Source organism: Marinococcus sp. LNHM4E3-1 (genome assembly GCF_056034405.1).
The window spans coordinates 210,291-236,680 of sequence record NZ_JBQLID010000002.1; the positions used below are offsets into that span (position 1 = coordinate 210,291).

Below are 26,390 nucleotides of genomic sequence, written 5' to 3' on the forward strand. Positions count from 1 at the left end.
GCTGATGACTAACTATATTTATTTACCGAAGGCAGACGGTAGTACGTATCGGTATGAATTGAGGCAGACAGAAGCGCTGTCGGCTCCTTCGAAAAACGAATTCACTTCCAGAGTAGCTTACTCCGCCGTGCACGTAACAGCGGATCCGTTTGGAAGCAGCGATCCGGTCCGCCATCCTGCAATTGACTGGGATAAAACGATGGAATACCGCCATTACCTTTGGTCTCTCGGTCTATCGGTGGCAGAAGCGATGGACACCGCTCAAAGGGGCATGGGTCTGGTCTGGGAAGACGCTAAAGAACTGATCACCCGCTCGGTCCGGGAAGCTAAGAGTGTGGGCGGGAACATGGCCAGCGGAGCCGGAACCGATCATCTGGAGCCCGGGCCGGATGTTACCATTGACGACGTGGTGAAAGCATACGAAGAGCAGTGCTCCTTTGTGGAGCAGGCCGGAAGCAAAATTATTATGATGGCCAGCCGGGCTCTTGCCAGAGCGGCCTCGTCAGCAGAGGATTATGAATACGTCTACGGTAAAATTCTGGGGCAGGTAAAGGAACCGGTAATATTGCACTGGCTCGGAGATATGTTTGATCCGAATCTTGCTGGCTACTGGGGCTCAGACAATGTCGATGAAGCAATGGAAGTGTGCTTGCGTGTGCTTCATACGCATGCAGACAAAATCGAAGGCATCAAAATTTCGCTTCTGGATGATCAAAAAGAAATCGAGATGCGTCGGAGGCTGCCGGAAAGCGTTAGAATGTATACTGGTGATGACTTTAATTATCCGAGTCTGATTGAAGGAGACGAGCAGGGATACAGCCATGCGCTGCTTGGTATTTTTGATGCGATCGCCCCGGCAGCAGCGTCTGCACTGAAGGAACTCGATGCAGGTAATATGAAGAAATATCACGAAATTATGGATCCGACTGTTCCGCTTGCCCGTCACATTTTTCAGCACCCGACATTTGCGTATAAAACCGGCGTGGTGTTCCTGGCTTATTTGAATGGCCATCAGCCGCACTTCCGTATGATTGCCGGTGCTGAAAGTGCCCGCTCCGTGTTTCATTTCAGCGAATTATTCCGCCTGGCCGACGAAGCCAGGGTCTTCCGGGATCCGGAGCTTGCTGCAGCACGCATGAAGCCGGTACTTGAGCTTGCCGGGCTTCAGGCAAAGGAGGTTTATAAATAATGGCATCTCCTGATATGAATCGTCTAAGCCTGAATCAGATCACTACGGAAAACTGGTCGCTGAAGGAGGCCGCCGAAGGATGCGCCAGCCAGGACATCCCCTGGATTTCCGTATGGCGGCACAAAATACAGGAAATAGGCTTAAAGGAAAGTAAAAAAATTATCGACGCCAATGGCCTGCAGGTCTCAAGCGTTTGCCGGGGTGGAATGTTTCCAGCCGCTGATAAGGAAGAACGCAGTCGGCGCATCGATGACAATAAACGGGCGGTGGAAGAGGCTGCCGAACTCGGAACTGACGTATTGGTTCTCGTATGCGGGCCCTCTCCGGATAAAGATCTTATCCAGAGCAGGGAATGGGTGCGCGAAGGAATTGAAGCAGTCCTTCCAGTTGCAGAGCAGTACGGGGTAAAGCTTGGTATTGAACCGCTCCATCCTATGTATGCGGCAGACCGTTCGGTAATTACTACCCTTGGCGAGGCCAATCAGCTGCAACGGCAGGTGGGCAGCAGCCATCTTGGCGTCGTCGTAGACGTATTCCACGTCTGGTGGGATCCATTTTTGTACGGTGAAATTGAACGCGCCGGTGAAACTATTTTGGGCTTTCACGTGTCGGACTGGAGTGTGCCACTGCCGGATATGTTCAAGGGCCGCAGTATGATGGGGGAAGGCGTCATTGATATTCCACGCATCCGCAAGGCGGTTGAAAAACAGGGCTACAATGGACCGATAGAAGTGGAAATTATTAATCAGGCCATCTGGGACCAGCCCGGGGAGCAAACCTTAAAGCAGATGAAAGAAGCTTATCATATCTATGTTTAAACCGATAATAGCGGGGCCGTAAGGCTTGCCGCTATTGTCGTATGTTACAGCGTAGAAGGAGAGATATTTTAATGTCGAAGCCGTCTGAACACACGAATTTTGAGCCGATGCACCACGAAGAGAGTGCTGTGGAAGAAGGAGCGTTGACGATGGCCGCTGCTGGTCTTGAGCACGGTCATATTTATGCCATGTGCCATGGAATGAAAAGCGCTGGTGCGGAAATCAAATGGGTCTGGGACAATGACCCGGAAAAGGTACGTGTATTTCAACAGAGTTTTCCGGAAGTCAAAATTGCAGAATCACTTTCACAGATTCTGGAGGACGGGGAGGTGCATCTGGTGGCAAGCGCCGCCATTCCTGCAGAAAGAGGACCGTTTGGCCTCAAGGTGATGGATCACGGCAAACATTACTTTTCCGCTAAGGCCCCGTTTACGACCCTCGAACAGCTGCAGCAGGCGGAGGAGAAAACGAAAGCCACAGGGCTAAACTGGGCCGTTTTTTACAGCGAACGGCTGCAGGTGGAATGCGCCGGCTTTGCCGAACAGCTGATTGAAAGTGGGGCGATCGGGAAAGTCATTCAGGTACTTGGCACTGGGCCGCACCGGCTGAATATAAATTCACGCCCGGAATGGTTTTTTCAGAAAGAGCCGACCGGAGGCATTGTATGCGACATTGGGAGCCACCAAATTGAACAGTTTCTCTGGTTTAGCGGTGCCCGTGACGCAGAGGTGCTCAGCAGTACAGCAGCGAATATGGCGCACCCGGAGCATCCGGAATTTGAGGATTACGGCGACGCCCATTTCCGGGGAGATAACGGAGCGGTACACTATTTTCGAGTGGACTGGTTTACCCCGGACGGCCTGAGCAACTGGGGGGATGGACGGACAATTATTCTGGGCACAGAAGGGTATATAGAGCTCAGAAAATACGTGGACCTTACAGACAGCTCGCGTGGCGAGCGGCTGTACCTGGTTAATCAGGGCGGTGAAAGAAAATACGATGTAGAAGGAAAAGTGGGATTTCCTTACTTTTTCCGGCTGGCAAAGGACGTTGTGCGCGGAACAGCTACAGCCATGCCGCAGGAACATGCGTTTAAAGCGGCGGAGCTAAGCCTGAAGGCACAAAAGCAGGCAGTACAGATTAAGCGGTAGCAGGAGAGTGGTAAAAATGAAACAGTCATGCCGGATTGTCCTGGCAGGAACAGCAGGATACGGGGAATTATATTTGCAGACATTAAAAGAACAAAACCGCCTTTCCTGGCTCGTAGGCGTGGTCGACATTTTTCCGGAAAACAGCTCCTTTTATCCGGATATTCAGGCAGCAGGCATCCCGGTGTATGAATCACTTGAGGCTTTTTACGCCGAAAAGGAAGCTGAACTGGCAGTAATTGCGACACCTATTCATCTTCATGCCGGCCAGGCAGTGACAGCAATGAGGGCGGGAAGTCACGTGCTCTGCGAAAAACCGGCGTCGGCGTCTTGGGAGGAAGCGGAAGAAATGCGCCGGGTGCGCGACGAAACCGGAAAATTTTTAGCAGTCGGCTTTAACTGGTCGTTTAGTGACGCTGTGCTCGAGTTCAAGGAAGATATTCAGACGGGTAAATTCGGCCGGCCGCTGCACGGAAGCGCCCTGGTGCTCTGGCCGCGGAACGATGCCTATTACGGCCGCTCCAGCTGGGCGGGGAAAAAGCTTGGCGGAGGCGGCGCCCCGATTTTTGACAGCGTGGCAAATAACGCGACAGCTCACTTTATGCACAATTTATTTTACGTGCTTGGGATTACGAAAAACGAAAGCGCAAAAATAAACACGCTGGAGATGGAAGTGTACCGTGCCAACCCGATTGAGACATTTGATACTTGTGCACTACGGGCGGTAACTGATGAAGATGTAGATCTGACATTCTTCGCTTCACATGCGGTTGAAAAAGAAGTGAACCCCTCTTTTTATATGGAGTTTGAGGAGGCGGTAGTTTCCTATGAATGGGGCAGCCCGATGAAAGCATTGTGGCACAGCGGGGCAGAAAAAAGCTATAATGATCCTGAGAGTGAGCATATGCATAAACTTGATGTGTGTATCGATGCGGTGCTTGGGGATTCCCAGGATATCCGCTGCGGTCTGGAAGCCTCTTACTCTCATCTGCTGACCATCGAAAGCGTGCATCAGGCATTTCCGGAAAGCTATGCATTTGCGGAGGAGGATAAACAGGTAGACGTCTCCCTCGGTTTAACGTATGTTCCGGGACTCGCAGAGGTGCTTGAAACCTGCTACGCTGAGCGGAAGCTTCCAGGGGAAACTCCAGCCTCCTGGGCACGGGGAAAGAAAATGATGAGCATTAACCCCATCCGCTATCCGTATTGAATATGCATTATATAAGGGGGACAAAAGCATGATTCAGGAAGAAGAGCTAGAGCACCAGAAAATGCGGAAATGGATAATCCAAAAAGGAAAAAGCCCACGGGTCGAATTGCTGAACTTCGGAGCAAGAATTCAACGGATATGGGCGAAGGACCGTAACGGCATCGAAGAAAATATTCTGCTCAGCTATGCAGGACCGGAACAGTACGAGCGGGACAGTATTTTTCTTGGCGCAGTCGTCGGTCCGGTTGCCGGACGCGTCAAGGAAGGGCAGATGACTGCAGCGGACAGAAAGCACGCCCTGACTAGAAATGAAGGCAGGCATCATCTGCACGGAGGAGACGGCGGCTTTGGCAATGTTTACTGGGAAGCAGACACCGGCGAAAATGAACAGCAGGCATGGGTGCGTCTTTCGATTAGCAGAACAGACGGCACCGATGGCTACCCCGGGAACGTGAAAGCATCTGTCACATATACTGTGGAGGCCGGCGGCGATTTTACCGTCGAATACGAGGGAGAGTCAGATACCGATACCTGGTTCAGTCCGACCCAGCATATGTACATAAATCTGAGTGGAAATAACAAGCTTCCGGTCACAGAACAGTATGCTGAGGTTCACGCATCGGATGTGCTGGAGCTTGACAGTGAGCTGATTCCTACAGGGGAACTGCTGCCAACGGCAGGAACGCCCTTTGAACTAAACGGAAGTAAGCCGCTTGGCGAACATATCGACAGCTCCCATGAGCAGGTGCGTGATGTAGCTGGTGGCATTGACCATTTCTTCATTCTCAAAGAAGAAAAAGAACCGCAGGCAAGCCTATGGGATGAGGCTTCAGGACGGCGGCTTGATATTATTACAAGCGCCCCTGGAGCTGTCGTGTATACATCAAACAACGTGCCTGAACAGGATTTTGAAGCGGGACCTAAAGAAAAGCACCGCGGGATTTGCATCGAGACCCAGCAGCTGCCGGTGGATTTTGCTCATTTAGTAAAACCGACTGCATATCTGAAGGCAGAAAAACAATTTCAAAGTTCTACGACCTTTCGATTGCACATATAATAGCCAAGAAAAAACAACTCTAATAGAGTTGTTTTTTAATGAATTTAAGCATACTTACTTTGTTTTGTTCTGAAATCGGGAGTGAATTTCTTAATTTAATAAGACTTATAGTTTGAAAGCGCTTAAAATAATAACAAAGCAGTAGAGATCAGATGTTTCCTTGCTGACAAAATAGAAAGGGGTTTCTTATATGAAAAAGTGGAAATGGGCACGGGCCGGAACGATAGCATTAACTTCTTCGGCACTGCTGACACTCGCGGGCTGCGGTGGAAGTGGAAGTAATTCCTCAGAAGCAACAGAAGCGAATGCAGAAGAAACACAAACATTAACACTTGCACACATTCACAACGATGCAAGTCCTGTATACCAAAGCCTTGAAGACTTTGCCGATAAAGTGGAAGAAAAGACTGACGGAAGCGTACAGGTGGATATTTACGCAGAGGGCGTTCTTGGCGGGGAAACGAAGGTAATGGAGCTGGTGCAGAACGGAGTGATTGATTTCGCCAAGGTGAACGGTGGGGTCGTCGAAAGCTTTGATCAGCAGTTCTCTGTTTTCAGTCTGCCGTATATATTTTCGAGTAACGAACAATTCCGCTCATTTATGGAAACGGATACAATTGATGAAATGTACAATGATTTATCGGAAGCCCAGCTTCGCGGCATCACTTATTACGATGCAGGGGCACGGAGCTTTTATACGCGGAATACGAAAGTAGAAAGCCCGGAGGACCTCCAGGGGCTGAAAATCCGGACGATGACGAACGTTACTTCGATTGAAACGATGGAAATGCTCGGTGCGTCACCGACACCATTAGCAGCAACTGAAGTTTACACTTCCCTGCAGCAAGGGGTCATCGACGGAGCAGAAAGCAGTCCGATTGCCCTGACCGACGCCAATCACGGTGAAGTGGCAAAACAGTTTTCGTTTGATGAGCATACACGTATACCAGACTTTCTCATTATGAGTGATGAGACATGGCAGGAGTTAAGCGAGGAAGAACGTACGGCCATTCAGGAAGCCGGGGAGGAAACGACGGAAACGCACAACGAACGCTGGGATGACATGATTGAAGAAAGCATGCAGCAGGCGGAAGAGGAAATGGGCGTGGAGTTCTCTTATCCTGATCAGGAACCATTCCGGGAAAAGGTGGAGCCTCTTATTGAGGAACGACGATCGGAAAATCCGGACGTTGATAACGTGATCAGTGAAATTGAAGCAATGGAAGAATAAGTGGACAGGTAAGGGGTGGGGAACATGCAGGCAGTAAAAAAGAGTATCGACATGGTGCTTTTAGTTATTACAAGCGCCCTGGTTATATTTCTGACTGTAGCAGCGATATGGCAGGTATTTACGAGATTTGTACTTGGAGATCCGAGTATTATTACAGAAGAAGTACTGCGTTTTTCATTAATCTGGATCGCTTTTTTAGGAGGAGCGTATGCATTTGGTCAGGACGAGCATTTGGCCATCTCCTTTTTAAGAGACAAAATCACCGGAAAAGCCCACCTGGGGCTCCGGTGGCTGATTGATCTGATTGTCATCGGTTTTGCATTGTTTGTTCTGGTGATTGGCGGCTATACGATTGCAAATGCAACAATGGCGGAGCTTTCTCCTATTTTAAGAATTCCAATGGGATTGATTTACGGCATACTTCCGGTAAGCGGGGTCATCGTTATTTTCTATCAAATTTACAACATGATGAACCGCCGGGAAGTGGACACGCCCCGTATTGAAGAAAAGGGGGATCATAAATGGATGTAGCTGTTTGGACTGGCGTTATATTATTTGGATTGTTTTTCCTATTCTTATTTATTGGCGTACCGATCGCGGTAAGTATCGCAGCCGCAACATTCGCAGCGGCTCTGCTGATTTTATCCGTGGACGCGTCGCTTCTTGCGGTGTCCCAGCAGTTAATTACCGGGGTGGACAGCACCGTGCTTCTCGCGCTTGTATTCTTTATGCTTGCGGGAAGCATTATGAACAATGGTGGTATTGCTCTTAGGCTGATTAACCTGGCAAAGCTGATCGGCGGGAGGATGTCCGGATCGCTTGCGCATACGAACATTATCGGTAACACACTGTTTGGCGCTATTTCGGGCTCAGCGATCGCTGCGGCTGCCTCGATGGGAAGAATCATGCATCCTCAGCAGGAAAAAGAAGGCTATTCTTCTTCTTATTCTGCGGCGGTTAACATTGCTTCGGCACCGACCGGGCTGATTATCCCGCCAAGCGGTATGCCGATTATTTATTCGCTGTTAACTGGCGGAACGTCGATCGGAGCTTTGTTTATCGCCGGGTATCTGCCGGGGCTCCTGATGGTCGGACTGTTAATAATTGTTGCTTACATTCTTGCCAAGCGGGCGAAATATCCAGTTGCTGATAAAACGGGAGCCAGTGAAGCAGTAAAAATCGTATGGCAGGCTGTGCCTAGTTTGTTTTTGATTGTAGTCGTCATCGGCGGTATTGCCGGCGGAATATTCACAGCAACGGAAGGTGCGGCGGTAGCAGTATTTTATGCACTTCTGCTTTGCCTGATTTACCGAAGTCTTTCACTTTCTGATTTTCCAAAGATTTTGAAAGAGACTGTTTCCTATTCGGGCATTATTCTGCTTTTGATCGGTGCATCGACGGCGATGAGCTGGGTGCTTGCGTATGCGGAAATTCCACAGTCGATCACTAATGCGATGCTGTCGGTTACCAATAACACCATTATTTTATTACTTATTATGCTTTTAATTTTGTTAGTTGTCGGCACGTTTATGGACGTCGCTCCAGCCCTGCTGATTTTCACCCCAATTATGTTCCCGGTGGCCACAGAGATGGGGATTCATCCGGTACACTTTGGAATGATTATGGCAATGGCACTTGCGATCGGGGTTACGACGCCTCCAATCGGAACTGTACTATTTATCGGCAGCAGTGTCAGCAAAGTATCAATTGAAAAGATTATACCAAAGCTGATGATGTTCTATGTGCCGCTTGTGGCAGCACTGGTCTTAGTGGCATTTATTCCAGAAATCAGTTTGTTCCTGCCAAGGCTGTTCGGCCTGGTGGAGTGACAGCTTGCAAAGCAGTTCTGCGTAAAGCAGGGCTGCTTTACTAATAAAATAAGTTTTAAAAATTGAAAGTGAAAACGACGAAAATTATAGTGGATTTTATTTGTTTTATTTTGTTTTATGTTTGTTTTTGCCGTAGTTTGTGATAGGATAGGTGTATGAAAACGCTTAAAGAAGATTAATGGAGGGTGAAGAATGATTACAAACGTTAAAAAGGTGAAAAACCTCTGGAATGAAAATGAAGCATCCAGGTTCAAGACCGGCGTAGAACAGCTTCGCTATCGTTCCAACCTGTTGGGGCAGGACCGTTCGGTATGTAACTGGGGCGGAGGAAATACGTCTTTGAAGACCACGGAAAAAGATTTCCGGGGCCGGGACATTGAAGTAATGTGGGTAAAGGGAAGCGGCTCGGACCTTGCGACCATGGAAGAAAAACACTTTACCGCTTTGAGTATGGAAGATATCCGTCCGTTAATGGAGCGCGAAGAAATGCCTGACGAGGAAATGGTAGCCTACCTGCGTCACTGCATGATCGACCCGGGCCATCCGCGTTCATCCATTGAAACGCTTCTCCACGCTTTTCTGCCTTTTAAGCATGTGGATCATACGCATCCGGATGCCATTATCAGTATCTGCTGCGCAGACAATGGCAAGGATATTGCCCGGGAAATATTCGGGGACCGGTTTGTCTGGGTGCCGTATGTACGTCCGGGCTTTACACTATCCAAAATGATCGCCGAAGGCGTACAAAATAATCCGAAGGCAGAAATGGTACTGATGGAAAAACACGGTTTGGTCACATGGGGAGAAACATCGAAAGAAAGCTACGATCAGACCATCGAAGTAATTCAGAAAGCAGAGGACTACATTGTAAAAACTCAGGAAAATCAGCAAACGGTGTTTGGAGGCGAACATACAAAGGCGCTGCCGGAGGAAGAACGCAAAGAACTGCTTGCCGGAGTAATGCCGGTTATCCGCGGAGCAGTGAGCGATCATAAAAAAATGATCCTTTCTTATTCGGACGACGAAGCAGTGCTTGAATTTGTGAACAGTAAAGACGCACCTGAGCTTTCCCAGGTCGGAGCTGCCTGCCCGGATCACCTCGTGCACACGAAACGAACGCCTCTGTTTGTTGACTGGAAGCCATCCGAGGGAGAAGACGCTCTGGTTGAAAAAGTAAAAGCAGGCATCGAGACATACAAGCAGGAATACACCAAGTACTTTGAAAGAAACAAAAATGAGGGCGACACGATGTTTGAGCCGGCGCCGCGCGTCATTTTAATTCCGGGCGTAGGTATGGTCAATACCGGCAAGGATAAGCGGATGGCTAACGTAAGTGGAGCACTCTACCACCGGGCGATTGCTGTAATGAAAGGAAGCACCGCTCTCGGTTCTTTCGTTTCCCTGTCGGAAAATGAATCCTATAACGTGGAGTACTGGCCGCTTGAGCTGTATAAGCTTTCTCTCGCTCCGCCGGAAGCAGAATTCTCGAGACAGGTGGCATTTATTACCGGAGGAGCCGGCGGTATCGGATCGGCAGCCTGCAGAGAACTACTAGGCGACGGTGCTCATGTCGTGATTGCCGACTTAAATGCCGAGGGCGCGCAGGAAAAAGCGGAGGAATATACGCAGGCATACGGAGAAGAAAGAGCCTATGCTGTAGCAATGGATGTTACCTCTGAAGAAGCTGTCGCGGCTTCCTTTAAAGAAGCGGCTCTGCAGTACGGGGGCGTGGATATCATCGTGAACAACGCTGGTCTGGCTTCTTCAAGCCCATTCGACGAAACGACGCTGAAGCAGTGGCAGTTGAATATGGACGTGCTTGGTACCGGCTACTTCCTGGTGGCCCGTGAAGCATTTACTCAGATGAAAGCCCAGGGGGCCGGAGGGAATATGGTCTTTGTTGGGTCTAAAAACTCTGTATATGCCGGAAAAAATGCGGCAGCCTACAGCTCGGCAAAGGCGCTTGAAACCCACCTTGCACGCTGCATCGCAGCAGAAGGCGGCGAGTACGGTATCCGTGTGAACTCTGTTCTGCCGGACGCAGTGCTGCAGGGATCGAAAATCTGGACCTCTTCGTGGAAGGAAGAACGGGCGGCGGCCTACGGTATTGAAGCTGACGAACTGGATGAACATTACCGTAAACGTACAACGCTGCTGGTTAATATTTATCCGGAGGATATTGCAGAAGCGATTGCTTTCTTTGCTTCATCAAAATCAGAAAAAACGACCGGATGCATGCTGACCGTAGACGGCGGTGTACCAGCGGCCTTTACACGCTAAACGAAAACAAGGAGCTGCCTGCCGCTCTCCGGCGGGCGTGCCCCTCCTGAATAAAGAAGACAGACGGCGGTACGGCTTCGGTGCGTCCCGCTTTTGAAATAGAGATAGGAGGATAACACATGAGTGATCGTCATTATACATTATTCGAAGAACAGCAGCAGGCAAGGGGCATTGACCTCGAAGCGGTGAAAAAGAAGCTGCAGAAGCTGCAGGTCGAAACCCCTTCCTGGGGTTTTGGAGATTCCGGCACCCGTTTTAAAGTATTTCAGCAGGAAGGCATACCGCGAGATCCTTTTGAAAAATTAGAGGACGCCGCTCAGGTGCATAAGCACACCGGGTCAAGCCCTTCAGTTGCGATTCATATTCCGTGGGATAAAGTAGATAATTACAAGGAATTGAAAGCGCACGCAGAAGGTCTTGGCGTGAGTATTGGAGCTGTGAATCCTAATCTGTTTCAGGATGACGATTATAAATTCGGCAGCTTAACCAATACGGACCCGGCGATCCGCCGGAAGGCGCTCGATCATCTGCTTGAATGCATTGACATTGCCCGGGAAGTAGATTCCAATGTGTTAAGCCTCTGGTTTGCCGATGGTACCAACTACCCGGGGCAGGCGGACTTTCGAAAGCGGAAAAACTGGATGCTTGAAGGACTGAAAAGCACGTATGATGCACTGGACGATTCGATGCGCATGCTGATTGAATACAAGTTTTTCGAACCGGGATTTTATCATACTGATTTTGCAGACTGGGGCATGGCATTTAACGCAGCCAACAAGCTTGGCAGCAAAGCGGAAGTGCTGGTGGACACCGGACACCATCCGCAGGCGACTAATATCGAGCACATTGTGGCGTACCTGCTCGACGAACAGAAGTTGGGCGGCTTTCACTTTAACAGCCGCAAGTATGCAGATGATGATCTTATTGTCGGCGCGCATGACCCGTATGAAGTATTTTTAATTCTGCAGCAGATTGTGCAGGCTGAAGAGGACCCGGATCCAGCGGTTCGTCAAAACGCAGAGAACATCGCGTATATGCTCGACCAGTGCCATAACCTGGAACCAAAAATCCCGGCCATGATCCGTTCGATTGAAAACGTTCAGACGATGTATGCCAAGGCGTGCCTGGTGAATTTGGAGGAGCTGAGAAACGCTCAGGAGAAGCAGGACGTTCTCGGTGCTGAACGCGCGATCCGGTCTGCCTTTGAAGCCGACGTTACACCGCTGCTCGAAGCGTTTCGCGAAGAAGCGGGAGCTTCGGTGAAGCCGATGGACGCTTATCACGCCAGCGGCTATGGGGAAAAAATTCTCTCCCGCGGCAAAGGTGGTGCCAGCTGGTGAGTGTACTCGCGTTCGATTTAGGGGCAGGCAGCGGAAGAGCTGTGCTTGGCTGGATCGAAGCCGGACGGCTTGAAACCATGGATGTGCACCGCTTTAAAAATGAACCGGTGCGGGTGAATGGCCGTTTTCACTGGGATATTTACCGCATTTTTCATGAATTAAAAGAAGGCATTCGTGCTGCTTACGAGGAGCGCCAGGACATTGAAAGCATCGCCATCGACAGCTGGGCGGTCGACTTCGGTTGTGTAGGGAAGGACGGGGAACTTTTGCGCCACCCGTATCATTACCGCGATCCTCATACAGACGGAGTAATGGAGCAGGTAACGGAGCGTCTCGGCAAAAAATTTATTTTTGAACGCACCGGCATTCAGTTTCTGCCATTTAACACTATTTATCAGCTTGAAGCGATGGTGAAGGCCGATTCCCCAGTTTTAAAGGAAACGCGGACGCTCTTAATGATCCCTGACCTGCTTCGCTACTTTTTAACGGGAGAAATGAAAAGTGAATTTACAAATGCGACCACGACCCAGCTGTTTAACCCCCGGAAAATGGACTGGGACGAGGAGCTGTTAAAAGCTATCGGCGTGCCGCGGGAGTGGATGCCTGATGTAGTGATGCCGGGTACCCGGGTGGGAGAGCTGCGTGAGGATCTGCAGCAGGAGCTGCAGGTGCCGGCAATACCTGTCTTCACAAGCGCCGAACATGATACAGGGGCAGCGGTAGCCGGAGTTCCGGCTGAATCCTCCTCCTTTGCCTATTTGAGCTGCGGCACATGGTCGCTGATGGGCACCGAGATTGAAGAGCCTGCTACGACTCCGGAAGCGTTTGAATGGAATTTCACCAACGAAGGCGGTGTGGAGCGGACCTTCCGGCTGCTGAAAAACATTATGGGGCTGTGGATTTTCGAAGAATGCCGGCGTGTCTGGCGCGGCGAGGATGTTTCCCATGAAGCACTGCTTGCCCAAATGGAAGAAGCCCCGGCCTTTCAGTCATTTATCGATCCGGATGATCTCCAGTTTTTGCATCCGGCAGACATGCCTTCTCAAATCCAGCATTACTGCCGGGAGACCGGCCAAGAAATCCCTGAAACGAAGGGGGAAATTGTTCGGTGCATTATGGAGAGTCTGGCCATGAAATACCGTTACGTGCTCGAACGTACGGAACAGCTTTCCGGCCAGTCATTTTCCGGGCTGTATATGGTCGGTGGCGGGATAAAAAATACACATCTTTCCCAGTTTACAGCAAATGCGCTTGGGCGTAACGTGTGGGTCGGGCCGAAGGAAGCGAGTGCCCTCGGTAATGTTACCGTGCAGCTGACCGCTGCCGGAAAAATCAAGGACCGCCACGAAGCGCGGAAGTATATCCGTGAAGCAGTGAAGGTAAACGCTTTTTCCCCGAATGAGCATACTGCCTGGAATACGGAATACGAGTCGTTCTGTGAAAAGACAGGCCTTAGAAACGGTTTATCCAAAGCAAAAAAAGCGTAATGAGAAAGGTCTCCGGACTCTGTTCCGGAGGCTTTTTTGTATAGAGCGGCAAAACCGTATATACTATATGTAAACGTTTACCAAAAGGAGATGAATCTATGAACATCGCACTGCAGCTTTACACGCTTCGAAATGAGCTTGAAGAGGATTTTATCGGAACGCTTCAGCAGGTGAGGACCATGGGATACAAAGCGGTGGAGCTGGCCGGTCAAAGCGGAGGCTTCGGTACGGAGGAGCTCGCGGGAACAATGAAGAATATTGGCCTTCAGATAGTCTCGAGCCATGTACCGCTCGAACAGCTGCAGGATGAGCTGGACAGCGTAATACAAAAGCATCTGGCGCTTGGGTGCCGCCACATTGTGTGTCCATATCTCGAAGAAGAAAAACGTTCGAATCTGAAAGCTTATAAGCAGACGGCAAAGGAGCTGAACAGGATCGGAAAAGCATGCCGGAAGGAAGGGATCACATTTTCGTATCATAACCATGATTTTGAACTGCTTCCGCTCGAAGGGCGACTGCCGTTTGAAGTGATGCTGGAGGAAATGAAACCGGAGCACGTGCAGGTAGAGCTTGATACATACTGGGTGCAGAAGGCGGGGGAAGACCCTTTTGCCTGGATGGAACAGCTGAGGGAGCGGCTTTCGCTTGTGCATATTAAAGATATGACCGCCGACGGCGAGGAGTTTTTTGCTGAGCTGGGCGAAGGCAAAATGGATATTGAGGCGATTATGAAAAAAGCAGAGGAAGCCGGGGCTTCCTGGCAGATCGTGGAGCAGGACGCTTCGAGGCGTAAGCCGCTTGAAAGTGTGCAGATAAGCATGAATTACATCCAGAATACATTTGTTTAAAGAAACGGCGGCTGAGGTAGAGAACTATCAAGGAGGACGATAATTATGCCATCCGCATTTGATATTTCAGATAAAACAGGCCGTGGTTTGGCCGTAGATGATTTTGTTGAACACATGCGCCCCACGTACCGGGAGAAAATGGAGCCGTGGCAGGCTGCTTTTTCCTGGAAGCATCACCCGGAGGATAAGCTGCTCGCCCTGCAGTCACGGGATGATCTGCACTGTGCTATTCTTGTATCCGACTGGTGCGGGGATGTGCACCGGAACTTTCCGGTAATCGTGGAAGTGATGCGGAAAGCAGGTATTCCGGTGGAAGTGTTTATTCAGGAGGAACACCCGGATTTTATCGATCAATTCCGGACGCTTGGCGGCACGTCAGTGCCAAAAGTGGTAGTTTCTGATGAACACGGAAAGGTTTATTTCAGCTGGGGACCGAGGCCCGCTTTTATTCAGGAGCCGATGAAGCATTTCAAAAGTCTCGGACTGACAGAAAATGATGAAACGTACGCAGATGAACGCTCGGCAGCATACGAAAGTATTTTTTCCAGATACGGCGATGACGCAGACTATCAGCGGCTGGTCGTATACGAACTCACCAATCTGCTCGAGCAGTGCTGAGAGCTTGCATAAAAAAGCCCGTGCCTTTTCAGGTACGGGCTTTATCTGTGCGGCGGAGCGTTGGTTCGAGCGTAAGCTCCACGTTCCCCTGGATGGCCCGGGAAATCATACAGCCTGCTTCTGCTTTTTCAATCAGCTTCTGCGCTTTTTCCATCTGTTTGTCGGAAGCGCCGGCTTCGAGGGTGATCACCGGGCGATGGATAATTTCTTTATACGTAAACACGCCGTTCGTGACATCTACGCGGCCTTCGCTCGTATGCGCCATGGAGTCGACCGGAAGCTCTGCCCGTTCAAGCATGGCACCGAGTGTGATGATGTAGCATGTAGCTGCGGCGCCCAAGAGCATTTCATCTGGATTAGTGCCAACGCCCGGGCCGTCCATTTCTTCGGGAATGGAAATATTCGTTTTCAATTGGCCGGCATCAATAGAGCCGACGGCATTGCGGCCGCCGGGCCACTCCGCCGTTAAATGGAAGTGTTCGATAGCCATAACGTATCCCTTCTTTATATAAAGTCTTTCCTTGAGGATAAAAAATAAACAAAGGAAAAGCAAAAAAAGTGCCTGCCATAGGTTTCAAATAAAAGGAAAAGGTTTATAAAAGAATATGACATGAAAGGGGAGACTTACATATGAAGAAGGTATTGCTTACGGGAGCTGCGGGTACAATCGGCACTGTGCTGAGAAACTACCTGTCAAAGCGTTTTGATCTTGTACTGACAGACACGAAAACTCCGGAGGATTTAACAAGCGAAGAAACATTCAAGGAAGCGGACATTACGAATAAAGCAGAGGTCCGCGATCTGATGCAAGGGGTGGATGCGGTCATACATCTGGGAGGAATACCGGTTGAGGTGGACTTTGAATCCATTGAGCAGGCGAATATAAAAGGTACGTTTCATGTGATGGAGGCGGCGGCGGAGGCCGGCGTGGAACGGTTGATTTTTGCAAGCAGCATCCATGCGGTCGGCTTTTATCCGGCGGATGAATGGGTGGACGAAGTCTCACCAGTGCGCCCTGACACACTTTACGGGGTTAGTAAGGCTTACGGGGAAGCGCTCGGTCGTTATTATCACGACAAATTTGGTTTAAAAGGCATTGGAGTGCGCATCTGTAATTTTCAGGACCGGCCGGCATCCGAACACGATTTGGAAAACTGGTTCAGCCCCCGTGATGCAGAGCGATTATTTGAAGCAGCGCTCACGTGCTCAGTGCCTGAGTATCTGATTGTTTACGGCATTTCAAATAACACCCGGGCAAGGTTTGAAAACAAACGGGCAAAAGAGATTGGCTACGAGCCACGGGAGAATGCAGAAGACTACGCTGGTGGAGTAGAGGCAGGGAGTCATCCGAAAAAAGGAGGAGACTTTACGGCGAAGGACTTCGGAAAAGAGAACGGGAGGTGAGAGGAGTGCAGGAAGCAGAATTGAAGGCCTTAGGAGGCGGAGACGCTGAAGCATACGCAGAGCTTCGGATGAAGGCCCTGGAGGAGAGCCCGGAGGCCTTTGCTTCCACCCTGGAAGAGGAAAAACAGAACCCGGACCTGGTCAGAAAATATAAAGAAAGGCTGGAAGGAAGCCGGTCTTTTACATGGGGCATAGAAGTCGGAAGCGAGCTTGCGGGTGTCATCACTCTGCTCCCGATGCAAATGCAGAAGCTTCAGCATAAAGCGACGATTCTCGCTATGTATGTAAAGCCAGTGTTCAGGGGATACGGGTTTGGAGGCAGGCTCGTAGAGGCTGCTTTGAAGCAGGCAGATAAAGACGGGGTGGAACAGGTGCAGTTAACCGTAGTGAGTAAAAATAAGCATGCGGTCCGCCTGTACGAAGCCTGCGGATTTTCTGTTTTTTCGACAGAAAAAGAAGCGATGAAAACAGAAGAAGGATACGATGACGAGCACTGGATGGTTTGTTTTTTAAAAAAAATAAAAAATGTTTAAAGTTCCATAGTTTTCCACTTCAGCTTTCCTTATAATAAATAATATTATTTATTATCTTAAAGTTTAAAAGGAAAGGAAGTGAAAGCATGGGGTCCTGGAAAGCATATCGGTTTCCGGTAATTATGCTTATTGCTATTATCATTGGAAGCATAGCGGGTTTTATTTGGGGCGAAGACGCCATGGTGGTTCAGCCTCTCGGTGATTTATTTTTAAATATGATGTTTACTATTGTAGTACCATTGGTGTTTTTTTCTATTGCTTCAGCCGTAGCGGTCATGGATTCGGTGAAGCGGCTTGGTCGTATTCTGGGTTCAATGATGATTGTTTTTATAATAACCGGCATTATTTCTTCCTGCCTTATGCTGGCGGCTGTTGTAGTTTTTCCGCCTGCAGAAAACGTAAGTGTAAGCGAAGAGCAGCCATCTCAGCAGGAGGAAGAGGGTTCGTTTGCTGATCAGCTTGTAGAGACATTCACAGTTTCTGATTTTATAGACATCTTTTCAACTGAAAATATGTTCGCTCTTATTGTTTTTGCGATGCTTGTCGGCGTAGCTACAGGTTTATCGGGGGAAGCTGGAAAGCCCTTTGCACGGTTTTTACAGAGCGGGTCGGAAGTATTTATGAAAATAGTGGCTCTGGTTCTTTATTACGCCCCAATTGGGCTAGGTGCTTATTTTGCAGCTCTGGTAGGGGAATACGGCCCACAATTGATCGGAGAATACGCTAAAGCAGTAGCAGTTTATTACCCGGTAGCTATTTTGTATTTTATTCTTGGTTTTTCTTTTTATGCCTGGGTGGCCGGAGGAAAGCAGGGATTCAGCCGCTTTTGGAAAAATATCTTTGCACCGGCGGTAACTTCACTTGGTACAGCCAGCAGCGTAGCATCTCTGCCGGTGAACTTAAACGCAGCCAGAAATGCCGGAGTACCTAAAGATATAAGAGAAACGATACTTCCTATCGGAGCTACCATACATATGGATGGTTCCTGCTTATCAGCTATATTAAAAATAGCTTTTGTATTCGGTGTTTTTCAAATGGAATTTACCGGGTTAGATACATATTTAACTGCGATCGGCATTGCGCTGCTCAGCGGAATGGTGATGAGCGGGGTGCCCGGCGGAGGGTTTATTGGAGAAATTATGATTATTACGCTCTACGGCCTGCCTATTGAAGCCCTGCCTATTATTACTGCTATCGGGATTGTTGTTGATCCTCCTGCGACAACTGTAAACGTTGCGGGTGATAACGTTTCAAGTATGCTTGTGGCAAGGTATTTGGAAGGTAAAAATTGGATGAATGTTCACTTCTAGACTCGGTTTTCCTTTGCGTTCTATCGGGAAGAACCAAGCAGGAGGGATAACAATGAAAATTCAAGCAGCGGTAGTCAGTGAACAAGCTGGCGCCATTCAGCATACAGAAGCAGAACTCGATGAACCGAAAACAGGAGAAGTGAGAGTGAAAATTGCTGCAGCCGGTATTTGTCATACCGACCTCGGCGTGCAGCAGCAGGAGATTCCGACGCCGCTTCCGATTGCTTTAGGACACGAAGGAGCAGGTGTGGTGGAGAAGGTCGGCGATGGGGTCGAGGATGTAGAGCCCGGCGATCATGTGGTTATCACATTTTCGCACTGCGGAACGTGCCGTAACTGCCTGGAAGGACATCCAGGGGCATGTGAAAATTTTAATGCCCTGAATTTTGGCGGCACCATGAACGACGGCACCCGGCGTCTTCACAGTGCAGACAGTGAAGTGTCTTCTTTGTTCGGCCAGGGGTCACTTGCCACCTACGCTGTGACACCTGTCAATAATGTAGTAAAAGTCCGTCAAGACGTAGATATCCGTCTGCTCGGTCCTTTAGCCTGCGGGGTTCAGACTGGTGCAGGCACAGTTCTCAGCCGTTTGAACGTAGGCGTTGGCGATACGATCGTCGTTTTTGGCTGCGGAGGAGTCGGCATGAGTGCCGTTATGGCGGCCCACCTCGCCGGCGCCCTGCAGGTCATCGCTGTCGACGTTAATGAAGAGCGTCTGGAGCTTGCGAAAGAACTCGGAGCTACGCATACGATCAATGGTAAAAAGGAAGATGTGGTTGAAGAAGTGAAGGAATGGACCGATGGCGGGGCCGATTATGCGCTTGAATCCACCGGAGTGGCGGCCCTGGCAAAACAGGCGATGGAGGTGCTCCGTTATAAAGGGGAGTCGGCCGTCGTCGGTGCTGGCGCAGATACCGAATTTCACGTGCATCAGAACTTCATCGTGCCAAACGCCACTATGTCAGGTGTTGTAGAGGGAGACGTCGTGCCGAAGCTGTTTATTCCAATGCTTGTGGAATATTACAAGCAGGGCAAATTTCCTTTTGATAAATTGATTACCATGTATCCATTTGAAGATCTGGAGCAGGCCCTTGAAGATATGAAAGCGGGCAAAACGATCAAACCAGTAATTACATTTGAATAGCAGATGGAAGCTGCGCATATTTGCGCGGCTTCTTCTTAATGTAAAAAGGGAGGTTTCACATGGAACGGATAGCGATTGATATGGATGAAGTCACGGTAAATACGCTGCCAACGCTGCTACATAGGTTTAACAGTGATTACGGATACAGTGTTACAGCTGAGGATCTTAGAGGGATGAAGCTGGAGGCTCTGCACCCGGAGCTTCATGATGAGATTAAAGCTTATTTCTACGAGCCGTCTTTTTTTCGTCATCTGCAGGTCATGGACGGTGCGCCGGAGGTAATCGGGCAGCTTGCCAAACAATATGAAGTGTTTATTACAACAGCAGCTATGGAATTCCCGCCCTCGTTTGCGGCAAAATACGAGTGGCTGAAAGACAATTTATCTTTTTTGGGAGACATGAATTTTGTATTCTGTGGCGATAAAAGCATCATTCATGCAGATTATTTGATAGATGATAATGCCAGACACTTTGAACGCTTTGCCGGCAAAGGAATTTTATATACCGCTCCTCACAACGTTTATGATACGGCTCATACAAGAGTTGATCACTGGGAAGACATCCGGCGCTATTTTTTAACCTAAAGACTCCCTTGTTCTGAAATTGAGAATCAAAGTGACAGCAGGAAGAAAAGCAGAGAAAGGTTGTTGTACAATGAAAAAGAATGTAGAGTAAACCAATATGAAAAGCGATCGTAGGAGAGAGAAGTATGCAGAATAAACAGACAGGAGAAAGGCTGCGGCAGCGGGGGCAGCATCTATCAACAGCACAGCTTGCCCTGCTGTTTGCCGGAATCATCATGCTCGCAGTCAATCTCCGGCCGGCGTTAACAAGCGTCGGTCCGTTAATTCCGTTAATCCGGGAAGATATTTCGCTGACAAGAGGGACGGCTGGTTTGATTACAACTCTGTCACTGCTGACGTTTGCGGCAGTTTCGCCGGTGGCGCCAAAAATCGGAGCAAAAATCGGGCACCAGCGGGCTTTAATGGTTGGTGTTATCGTACTCATTGTGGGCATTGTTATGCGCTACGTCCCCGAAGCCTTGTTTTTGTTTGCCGGCAGTCTGCTTGTCGGAGCGGGCATTGCGATGCTCAATGTGCTCCTCCCGGGTGTCATTAAAGAGTCCTTTCCTCATAATGTCGGCGTGATGACCAGTATTTATACGACTACGATGGTATTAATGGCGGCAGTCGGTTCAGGAGTTTCGGTGCCGCTTGCGGCCAGCGCCGGCCTGGGATGGCAGTGGTCGCTCCTGTTCTGGGTCGTTCCCGCGGCAGCAGCAGTATTGTGCTGGGGATTTGTGCTGAAAAACAGGCAGCTGCAGATGCCGGGCCGCGTGAGAGCGGTGGAGCGAAGCAGGCCCGAAGGCTCAATTTGGAAGTCTCCGCTCGCCTGGCAGGTAACGTTATTTATGGGCCTGCAGTCCATCGGATTTTACGTGACTATCACCTGGCTGCCGGATATTTTAAATAATCTTGGAAACATGCCGCTTGCAGCTGCGGGCTGGCTTGTGGCACTTATGCAGGTCGCAAGTCTTCCGGCTACCTTTTTAACGCCAATTCTTGCCGGCAGGTTCCGTAATCAGCAGGGTATTATTTCCGTGATCGGTGTGGTGGCGGTGCTCGGCCTGGTGCTGCTTATGACAAACACAGCGCCGTTTATGCTTACGATTGCGGTACTGTTCATCGGCCTTGCACAGGGCGGAAGCATCAGCCTGGCGCTTGCTTTGCTGAGCATCCGTGCTTCCACTCCGCAGCGGGCAGCAGATTTATCGGGCATGGCCCAGTCGGTGGGTTATTTTATGGCTGCCCTTGGGCCGATTCTGGTAGGTGCTTCCTTTGATGCCTGGGAAACATGGATGCCTGCGCTGCTTATTTTAATGATTGTATCCGTTCTGCAGGTGGGAGCCGGTATGGGAGCCGGCCGTAACAAAGAAGTATAAACAGAGAAGGCTTTCCGAAATGGAAAGCCTTCTTTATGTATTGCAGATGTGTAAAATATACGTATGCGGGGTATCATTGTCCGTGAAACAAAAAGAAAGGGGGCAATATGATGGATACGATTTCTATTGTTGCTGTTGTTTCATTAGCAGCTGCCTTTATTTCTACGGCAATCGTGATCGTGGATGTCCGGAGAAATCCGCAGCCAATGATGGTTATGAATATTGTATGGCCGCTGACCGTGCTGTATTCGGGACCACTGGGACTGTTTTTCTATTATTATATCGGACGTAAAGGGCATGGTGATAAGCCGATGTGGCAGTCAACGGTCGCCTCCACCAGTCATTGCGGCGCCGGATGTGCACTTGGAGATATTATAGGTATACCCATCGTTGTGGCTTTAGGGTGGACGATTGCAGGAACCAGGCTGTTCGCTGACTATATCGTGGAATTTATACTGGCCTATACGTTCGGGATTTTCTTTCAGCTGGCGTCTATTCTGCCGATGAATGAACAGATGAGCAAAAGCCATGGCATCAAACAAGCCGCCAAAGCGGATACACTCTCGCTTGTTGCTTATCAGATCGGTATGTTTGGTTTTATGGCTTTAGTTCATTTTGTGTTCTTTGCCGCTCCGCCAAGCCCGGCCGGCCCAACATTCTGGTTTATGATGCAGATTGCGATGGTTATCGGATTTTTAACCAGCTATCCGGTGAACTGGTGGCTCGTCGACAAAGGCATCAAGCACGCGATGTAAACAGAAGCAGAAGGCTGTATGGTCTTCTGCTTTTTTTATGCAGATTTTGTCAGCTGAGACGGGGGATATGATAAGCTTAATTCATATAAATAATGCAGCGAAACATAAAAGGAGAGAGAGTCATGCCGGCACGGTTAGCGTATCTGCTAGTCCTGGCAGGGGCAGCATTGTGGGGCACAACGGGGCTGTTTGTGCAAAACTTATATACATATGGATTCACGCCATGGGAGGTCGTAGGCATCCGTCTGATTTTTTCAGCGGTTATTATTACCCTGTTTTTGAGTATTGTGGAGAGAAGCCTGCTTCGTATCCGTTGGCAGGATCTGCCGCTGTTTGTCGGCACTGGTATTATCAGTATTGCTTTTTTTAACTTTTTCTTCTTCTCCGTGATGGAGGTGTCCGGCATCTCTCTTGCGGTAGTGATGCTTTACACGGGGCCATTGTTTGTGGCCGTTATTGCCAGGTTTGTTTTTAAGGAAACGCTGACGACAGGGAAAATAGCGGCGCTTGTGATTATGATTACCGGGTGCATGTACGCGGTCGGACTGATCCCTCTTGGGTCGGACAGTGTCGCCGCAGCGGCCGTTTTGTTCGGTGTTGCTTCTGGTTTCTTTTACGCGCTCTACAGTATTTTTGGAAAGTTTTTAAGTGGCCGGTATCATCCGCTTACGATCACGACCTATTCCATGATCCTCGGCGGCCTGTTTTTACTGCCTGCGAGCCGCCTGTGGGAAAAGGCGGAGGCTTTTACAGAGCCGGGTGTATGGTGGAACGGCATTGGGCTTGCTGTGGCAGCTACAACGATAGCTTATGTAGCATATACAGCCGGTCTGGCCCATGTGGAATCATCAAGGGCTTCCATCCTTTCGATTATCGAGCCGGTGGTGGCGATCGTCATCGGTGTAGCTGTTTTTGGTGATTCCTTCACGCTCTGGCAGACCTTCGGCATTGTGCTCGTCTTTGTGGCAATTATTGCTACGGTTTACGGGGATACGCTGCTCGGCAAAATGCTGGGGAAAGCATCCTTAAACCGTCAGTCTTAAATAGAATCTAAATATACTACACGAGGAGGTATAGTGTATGAACATACGGGTAATGGAATGGTTTACGGGAAAGCCGGAAGACATATCAGCCGAAAAGGAAAAGCCAGTATTTTCGGCTATTAATAAAACAAAGCGATCCGAAGATTCCCTGTATTTATCGGAGACCGGCCTGGATGGAGATGAGCAGGCAGACAAAAAGAGCCACGGGGGGCCGGAGAAAGCAGTTTGTGTGTATCCGTGGGAGCATTACGCGTACTGGAGCAGAACGCTTGAGGACGCTCTTCCGCACGGAGGGTTTGGGGAAAACCTGACGGTTCAGAACGGTGTCGAGGAGGATGTGATGATCGGCGACGTTTTCCGCTGGGGAGAAGCAGTTGTGGAAATCAGCCAGCCGCGGGAGCCCTGCTATAAAATTGCGAAACGCCACGGCGTCAAAAAGCTGCCCCTCTATGTTCGTGACACCAGTTATTCCGGCTATTACATGCGGGTGCGCCAGGCAGGAACCGTAGAAAAAAATCAGCCGCTGCACCTCGAAACGAGAACCACGTCCTTAAGTGTTGCTAGCGTGAACCGGATCACCTACCATTCAGAAGATCCGGCCGAAGTTGAAGAAGCGCTGGAGTGTGCCGCTCTTTCAGAAGAATGGAAAAAGTCCCTGTATAAAAAGCTGGATAAACTGAAAAATAAGCACTGAGCCATAAAGGCAAGTGCTTATTTTGTCGCAGAAGGGACGTCGGCGCTGATTCGTTCAGCATGGGCATAAACGTTAAAGGTAGAGCCGCGGATAAACCCGACAGCCGTGATATTTAAATCATCTGCAAGGCGGATTGCAAGGTTTGTCGGAGCGGATTTGGATAAAATAATACCCATGCCCATTTTGGCTGCTTTAGTCAGCACCTCGGAGCTTAAGCGCCCGCTGAAAACAAGTACTTTGTCGCGTACCTGGATGCCATTCATCAGACAGTACCCGTATAGCTTATCGAGCGCGTTGTGCCGGCCAATGTCAGAGCGGTCAACGATAATGCCGTCTGTATCGCAAATGGCAGCATTATGGACTCCGCCGGTGTTCTTAAACACGACGCTGTTGTCCTGCATTTCCTTCATAAACCCGAGACACTGCTCAGGTGTGAGCGTGCGTTTGGTAACAGCTGTTTTCGCTGTCTGGACATCGCTTTGAAAATAAAACTGGCGGCTCTTGCCACAGCAGGAACCAATCACCCGCTTTGAGTAAAAAGAAGCCTCCTTTACCCGGTTGGAGTTTATGGAAACGTAGGCAAAGCCCAGGTCATCGTCAAGAGAAACCGATTCAATCTCCCGGTAAAATAAGATGACTCCTTCAGATGCGAGAAACCCGACGACGAGCTCCTCCACGTGGGTGGGGGTGCACACAAGTGTTGCGAACTCTTCATCGTTTACGACAATCGTCATCGGCTTTTCCAGTGCAACCTGATCTTCTGCTGTGTAAAGTCCCTCTTCCGGCGAATAGGAGACGATAGGCTGAAGGGCGGTGGAACGGTCCGGCATATTGGTACCCCTTTCAAAATCCGTGCCCGGCACGAGGTATAGTTTATAACATTATATTTTTATCGTACCACGTAATACGGTATATACAGAAAAAAATGCACAAAAAACCTGCATCTTCTAAAAGATGCAGGCCGAACGGATTGGAATTATCGCTTTTTGCCCCAGACTTTTAAATTTTTCAGTCCCGGAATGCTGTCATTATAAAAGACCGGATCAATGCCTTGTCTACGCTGATCCATGTAGTTTTTGAGGGCAGCGGCAGCTATATGACCGAGCAGCGCGATCGCTATAAGGTTGACGACTGCCATTAAGCCCATAAACAGGTCTGCCATCGCCCACACAAGCTCGAGGCCGCTGGCTGCTCCAAGAAGAACGAACAGCAGGAAGCAGACACGGAAAATTTGGACGTATCTGCGTTTTGGAGAGATGAATTCCACGTTTACTTCCCCGTAGTAATAGTTCCCGAGCAGGGAGCTGAAAGCAAAGAAGAAAATGGCAAGAGACACAAATGTCTGTGCCCAGTCCCCTAAGTGAAAGGCGAGTGCCTGCTGGGTCAGCTGGATGCCTTCAATATTTGCCCCGGCATCAGCGTACGTACCGGAAAGCAGAATGATGAACGCTGTCGCGCTGCATATAATAAGCGTATCCGTCAGAACACCAAGAGACTGAACGAGTCCCTGCTTGACCGGGTGGCTTACATACGTTGTTGCGGCCGCGTTCGGTGCACTACCCATACCGGCTTCGTTGGAGAAGAGCCCGCGCTGGATACCAAGCATGAGAGCACCGCCAATTGTGCCTCCGGCGACCTCACGAATTCCGAAGGCCTGACCGAAAATAAGACCGAATACCTGCGGTACGTCTGCGATGTTAATAATCATAATGATAACGGCTACAATTACATACAGCGAAGCAAAAATTGGAACAATAATTTCGGCTACGACAGCGATACGCCGGACCCCGCCGTAAATAATAACGCCAATTAAAAGCATAATGGCGATCCCGACATAAACTGTTGGAATATTATAAGCACCGTTGAACGCCTGGGCGATCGTGTTGGTTTGCACGCCATTGAAAATAAAACCAAAACAAAGGGTAATCAAAACAGCGAAAATAATACCGAGCCAGCGGGCGTTCAATGCCTGCTCCATATAATAGGCCGGGCCGCCGCGGAAGCCGTCTTTATCCTTTACTTTATACATCTGTGCAAGCGTACTTTCCACAAACCCGGTAGCAGCACCGATAATAGCGATAACCCACATCCAGAAGATTGCACCAGGACCGCCGGCACTGATGGCAAGGGCTACCCCGGCAAGGTTCCCGGTACCGACACGGGCAGCGGTACTGATCGCAAATGCCTGAAAAGCTGTAGTCCCCTTGCGTTCCCTAAAGCCTGAGCGATCAGTGCCCTCTTTAAATAAAAGTACAACCATCTCTTTGAGCAGCCTGAACTGCACAAAGCCGGTGCGGATGGTGAAATAAACGCCTAAAATAAGTAAGAGTGCGATTAGCAGGTAACTCCAGATCACGTCACTGAGAGACCCTACAAGGTTATAAAACCATGTATCAGCTGTTAACCAATTTCCCATATGTATCCTCCTTCAATTAAGGTTGCATCTATTATACATTTTTCAGAGGCGCTCGGACACTGTTTTCAAGGAATTCCTGTAAAGGAATACAAGA

25 protein-coding genes are annotated in these 26,390 nt (G+C 49.5%); 22 read left to right on the plus strand and 3 right to left on the minus strand.

Translation table 11 applies throughout. From position 1 onward, the window contains the following. Positions 1–4 precede the first annotated feature (4 nt). The 13 genes from ACTRXI_RS03160 (at position 5) to ACTRXI_RS03220 (ending at position 15,055) form a co-directional block, all read left to right on the plus strand. Positions 5–1,189, plus strand: coding sequence for a dihydrodipicolinate synthase family protein (locus ACTRXI_RS03160; RefSeq protein WP_474261037.1), 1,185 nt, complete (start codon positions 5–7; stop codon positions 1,187–1,189). Further along, on the plus strand, positions 1,189–2,007 hold the full coding sequence (locus ACTRXI_RS03165; RefSeq protein WP_474261038.1) for a sugar phosphate isomerase/epimerase family protein: 819 nt from the start codon (positions 1,189–1,191) through the stop codon (positions 2,005–2,007). The genes ACTRXI_RS03160 and ACTRXI_RS03165 overlap by 1 nt, the downstream gene beginning before the upstream one ends. Positions 2,008–2,078: 71 nt before the next feature. After that, complete coding sequence (locus ACTRXI_RS03170; RefSeq protein ID WP_474261039.1) at positions 2,079–3,158, plus strand: Gfo/Idh/MocA family protein; 1,080 nt, start codon at positions 2,079–2,081, stop codon at positions 3,156–3,158. A gap of 16 nt (positions 3,159–3,174) precedes the next feature. Continuing rightward, complete coding sequence (locus ACTRXI_RS03175; protein WP_474261040.1) at positions 3,175–4,365, plus strand: Gfo/Idh/MocA family protein; 1,191 nt, start codon at positions 3,175–3,177, stop codon at positions 4,363–4,365. 28 nt (positions 4,366–4,393) lie between these two features. Continuing rightward, the gene (locus ACTRXI_RS03180) at positions 4,394–5,422 is read left to right on the plus strand and encodes an aldose epimerase family protein (protein WP_474261041.1); all 1,029 of its coding nucleotides are present in this window, start codon (positions 4,394–4,396) and stop codon (positions 5,420–5,422) included. Between the two features lie 190 nt (positions 5,423–5,612). Next, positions 5,613–6,653, plus strand: coding sequence for a TRAP transporter substrate-binding protein (locus ACTRXI_RS03185; RefSeq protein WP_474261042.1), 1,041 nt, complete (start codon positions 5,613–5,615; stop codon positions 6,651–6,653). A 24-nt stretch (positions 6,654–6,677) separates the two neighbouring features. After that, entirely contained in the window at positions 6,678–7,184 is a 507-nt protein-coding gene (locus ACTRXI_RS03190; protein WP_474261043.1) for a TRAP transporter small permease, read from the plus strand. Next, a complete protein-coding gene (locus ACTRXI_RS03195) occupies positions 7,175–8,482 on the plus strand; it encodes a TRAP transporter large permease (RefSeq protein WP_474261044.1) in 1,308 nt (435 codons plus the stop codon). Before ACTRXI_RS03190 ends, ACTRXI_RS03195 begins: the two co-directional genes overlap by 10 nt. Positions 8,483–8,674: 192 nt before the next feature. After that, positions 8,675–10,762, plus strand: coding sequence for a bifunctional aldolase/short-chain dehydrogenase (locus ACTRXI_RS03200; RefSeq protein ID WP_474261045.1), 2,088 nt, complete (start codon positions 8,675–8,677; stop codon positions 10,760–10,762). Positions 10,763–10,881: 119 nt separating this feature from the next. Continuing rightward, positions 10,882–12,102 carry an L-rhamnose isomerase gene (rhaI, locus tag ACTRXI_RS03205; protein WP_474261046.1) on the plus strand — a complete coding sequence of 407 codons (1,221 nt, stop codon included), beginning with the start codon at positions 10,882–10,884 and terminating at the stop codon, positions 12,100–12,102. Then, positions 12,099–13,589 (plus strand): rhamnulokinase, encoded by a 1,491-nt coding sequence (locus ACTRXI_RS03210; protein WP_474261047.1) that lies wholly within the window; start codon positions 12,099–12,101, stop codon positions 13,587–13,589. The genes rhaI and ACTRXI_RS03210 overlap by 4 nt, the downstream gene beginning before the upstream one ends. Before the next feature lie 98 nt (positions 13,590–13,687). Further along, the gene (locus tag ACTRXI_RS03215) at positions 13,688–14,437 is read left to right on the plus strand and encodes a sugar phosphate isomerase/epimerase family protein (RefSeq protein ID WP_474261048.1); all 750 of its coding nucleotides are present in this window, start codon (positions 13,688–13,690) and stop codon (positions 14,435–14,437) included. A gap of 45 nt (positions 14,438–14,482) precedes the next feature. Further along, entirely contained in the window at positions 14,483–15,055 is a 573-nt protein-coding gene (locus ACTRXI_RS03220) for a thioredoxin family protein (RefSeq protein WP_474261049.1), read from the plus strand. Positions 15,056–15,083: 28 nt separating this feature from the next. Here ACTRXI_RS03220 and ACTRXI_RS03225 read toward each other — a convergent pair whose 3' ends face one another. Continuing rightward, positions 15,084–15,545 (minus strand): OsmC family protein, encoded by a 462-nt coding sequence (locus tag ACTRXI_RS03225; RefSeq protein WP_474261050.1) that lies wholly within the window; start codon positions 15,543–15,545, stop codon positions 15,084–15,086. Positions 15,546–15,685: 140 nt separating this feature from the next. On the opposite strand from ACTRXI_RS03225, the gene ACTRXI_RS03230 reads away from it, so the two are divergent. The 9 genes from ACTRXI_RS03230 (at position 15,686) to ACTRXI_RS03270 (ending at position 23,880) form a co-directional block, all read left to right on the plus strand. After that, on the plus strand, positions 15,686–16,459 hold the full coding sequence (locus tag ACTRXI_RS03230; RefSeq protein WP_474261051.1) for an NAD-dependent epimerase/dehydratase family protein: 774 nt from the start codon (positions 15,686–15,688) through the stop codon (positions 16,457–16,459). A 5-nt stretch (positions 16,460–16,464) separates the two neighbouring features. Further along, positions 16,465–16,992 carry an N-acetyltransferase family protein gene (locus ACTRXI_RS03235; protein ID WP_474261052.1) on the plus strand — a complete coding sequence of 176 codons (528 nt, stop codon included), beginning with the start codon at positions 16,465–16,467 and terminating at the stop codon, positions 16,990–16,992. 86 nt (positions 16,993–17,078) lie between these two features. Next, the gene (locus ACTRXI_RS03240) at positions 17,079–18,302 is read left to right on the plus strand and encodes a dicarboxylate/amino acid:cation symporter (protein ID WP_474261053.1); all 1,224 of its coding nucleotides are present in this window, start codon (positions 17,079–17,081) and stop codon (positions 18,300–18,302) included. Between the two features lie 52 nt (positions 18,303–18,354). Next, entirely contained in the window at positions 18,355–19,446 is a 1,092-nt protein-coding gene (locus ACTRXI_RS03245; RefSeq protein WP_474261054.1) for an NAD(P)-dependent alcohol dehydrogenase, read from the plus strand. A 59-nt stretch (positions 19,447–19,505) separates the two neighbouring features. Then, positions 19,506–20,030 (plus strand): 5' nucleotidase, NT5C type, encoded by a 525-nt coding sequence (locus ACTRXI_RS03250; protein ID WP_474261055.1) that lies wholly within the window; start codon positions 19,506–19,508, stop codon positions 20,028–20,030. A 125-nt stretch (positions 20,031–20,155) separates the two neighbouring features. Next, positions 20,156–21,388 carry a CynX/NimT family MFS transporter gene (locus ACTRXI_RS03255; RefSeq protein WP_474261056.1) on the plus strand — a complete coding sequence of 411 codons (1,233 nt, stop codon included), beginning with the start codon at positions 20,156–20,158 and terminating at the stop codon, positions 21,386–21,388. 110 nt (positions 21,389–21,498) lie between these two features. After that, on the plus strand, positions 21,499–22,143 hold the full coding sequence (locus ACTRXI_RS03260; protein ID WP_474261058.1) for a DUF4396 domain-containing protein: 645 nt from the start codon (positions 21,499–21,501) through the stop codon (positions 22,141–22,143). Positions 22,144–22,265: 122 nt separating this feature from the next. Continuing rightward, positions 22,266–23,186, plus strand: coding sequence for a DMT family transporter (locus ACTRXI_RS03265; protein WP_474261059.1), 921 nt, complete (start codon positions 22,266–22,268; stop codon positions 23,184–23,186). A 37-nt stretch (positions 23,187–23,223) separates the two neighbouring features. Beyond that, positions 23,224–23,880, plus strand: coding sequence for an MOSC domain-containing protein (locus ACTRXI_RS03270; RefSeq protein ID WP_474261060.1), 657 nt, complete (start codon positions 23,224–23,226; stop codon positions 23,878–23,880). Positions 23,881–23,897: 17 nt separating this feature from the next. Here ACTRXI_RS03270 and fdhD read toward each other — a convergent pair whose 3' ends face one another. Beyond that, positions 23,898–24,710 (minus strand): formate dehydrogenase accessory sulfurtransferase FdhD, encoded by an 813-nt coding sequence (gene fdhD, locus ACTRXI_RS03275; RefSeq protein ID WP_474261061.1) that lies wholly within the window; start codon positions 24,708–24,710, stop codon positions 23,898–23,900. A 146-nt stretch (positions 24,711–24,856) separates the two neighbouring features. Continuing rightward, positions 24,857–26,296 carry an alanine/glycine:cation symporter family protein gene (locus tag ACTRXI_RS03280; RefSeq protein WP_474261062.1) on the minus strand — a complete coding sequence of 480 codons (1,440 nt, stop codon included), beginning with the start codon at positions 26,294–26,296 and terminating at the stop codon, positions 24,857–24,859. Positions 26,297–26,390: the final 94 nt, after the last annotated feature.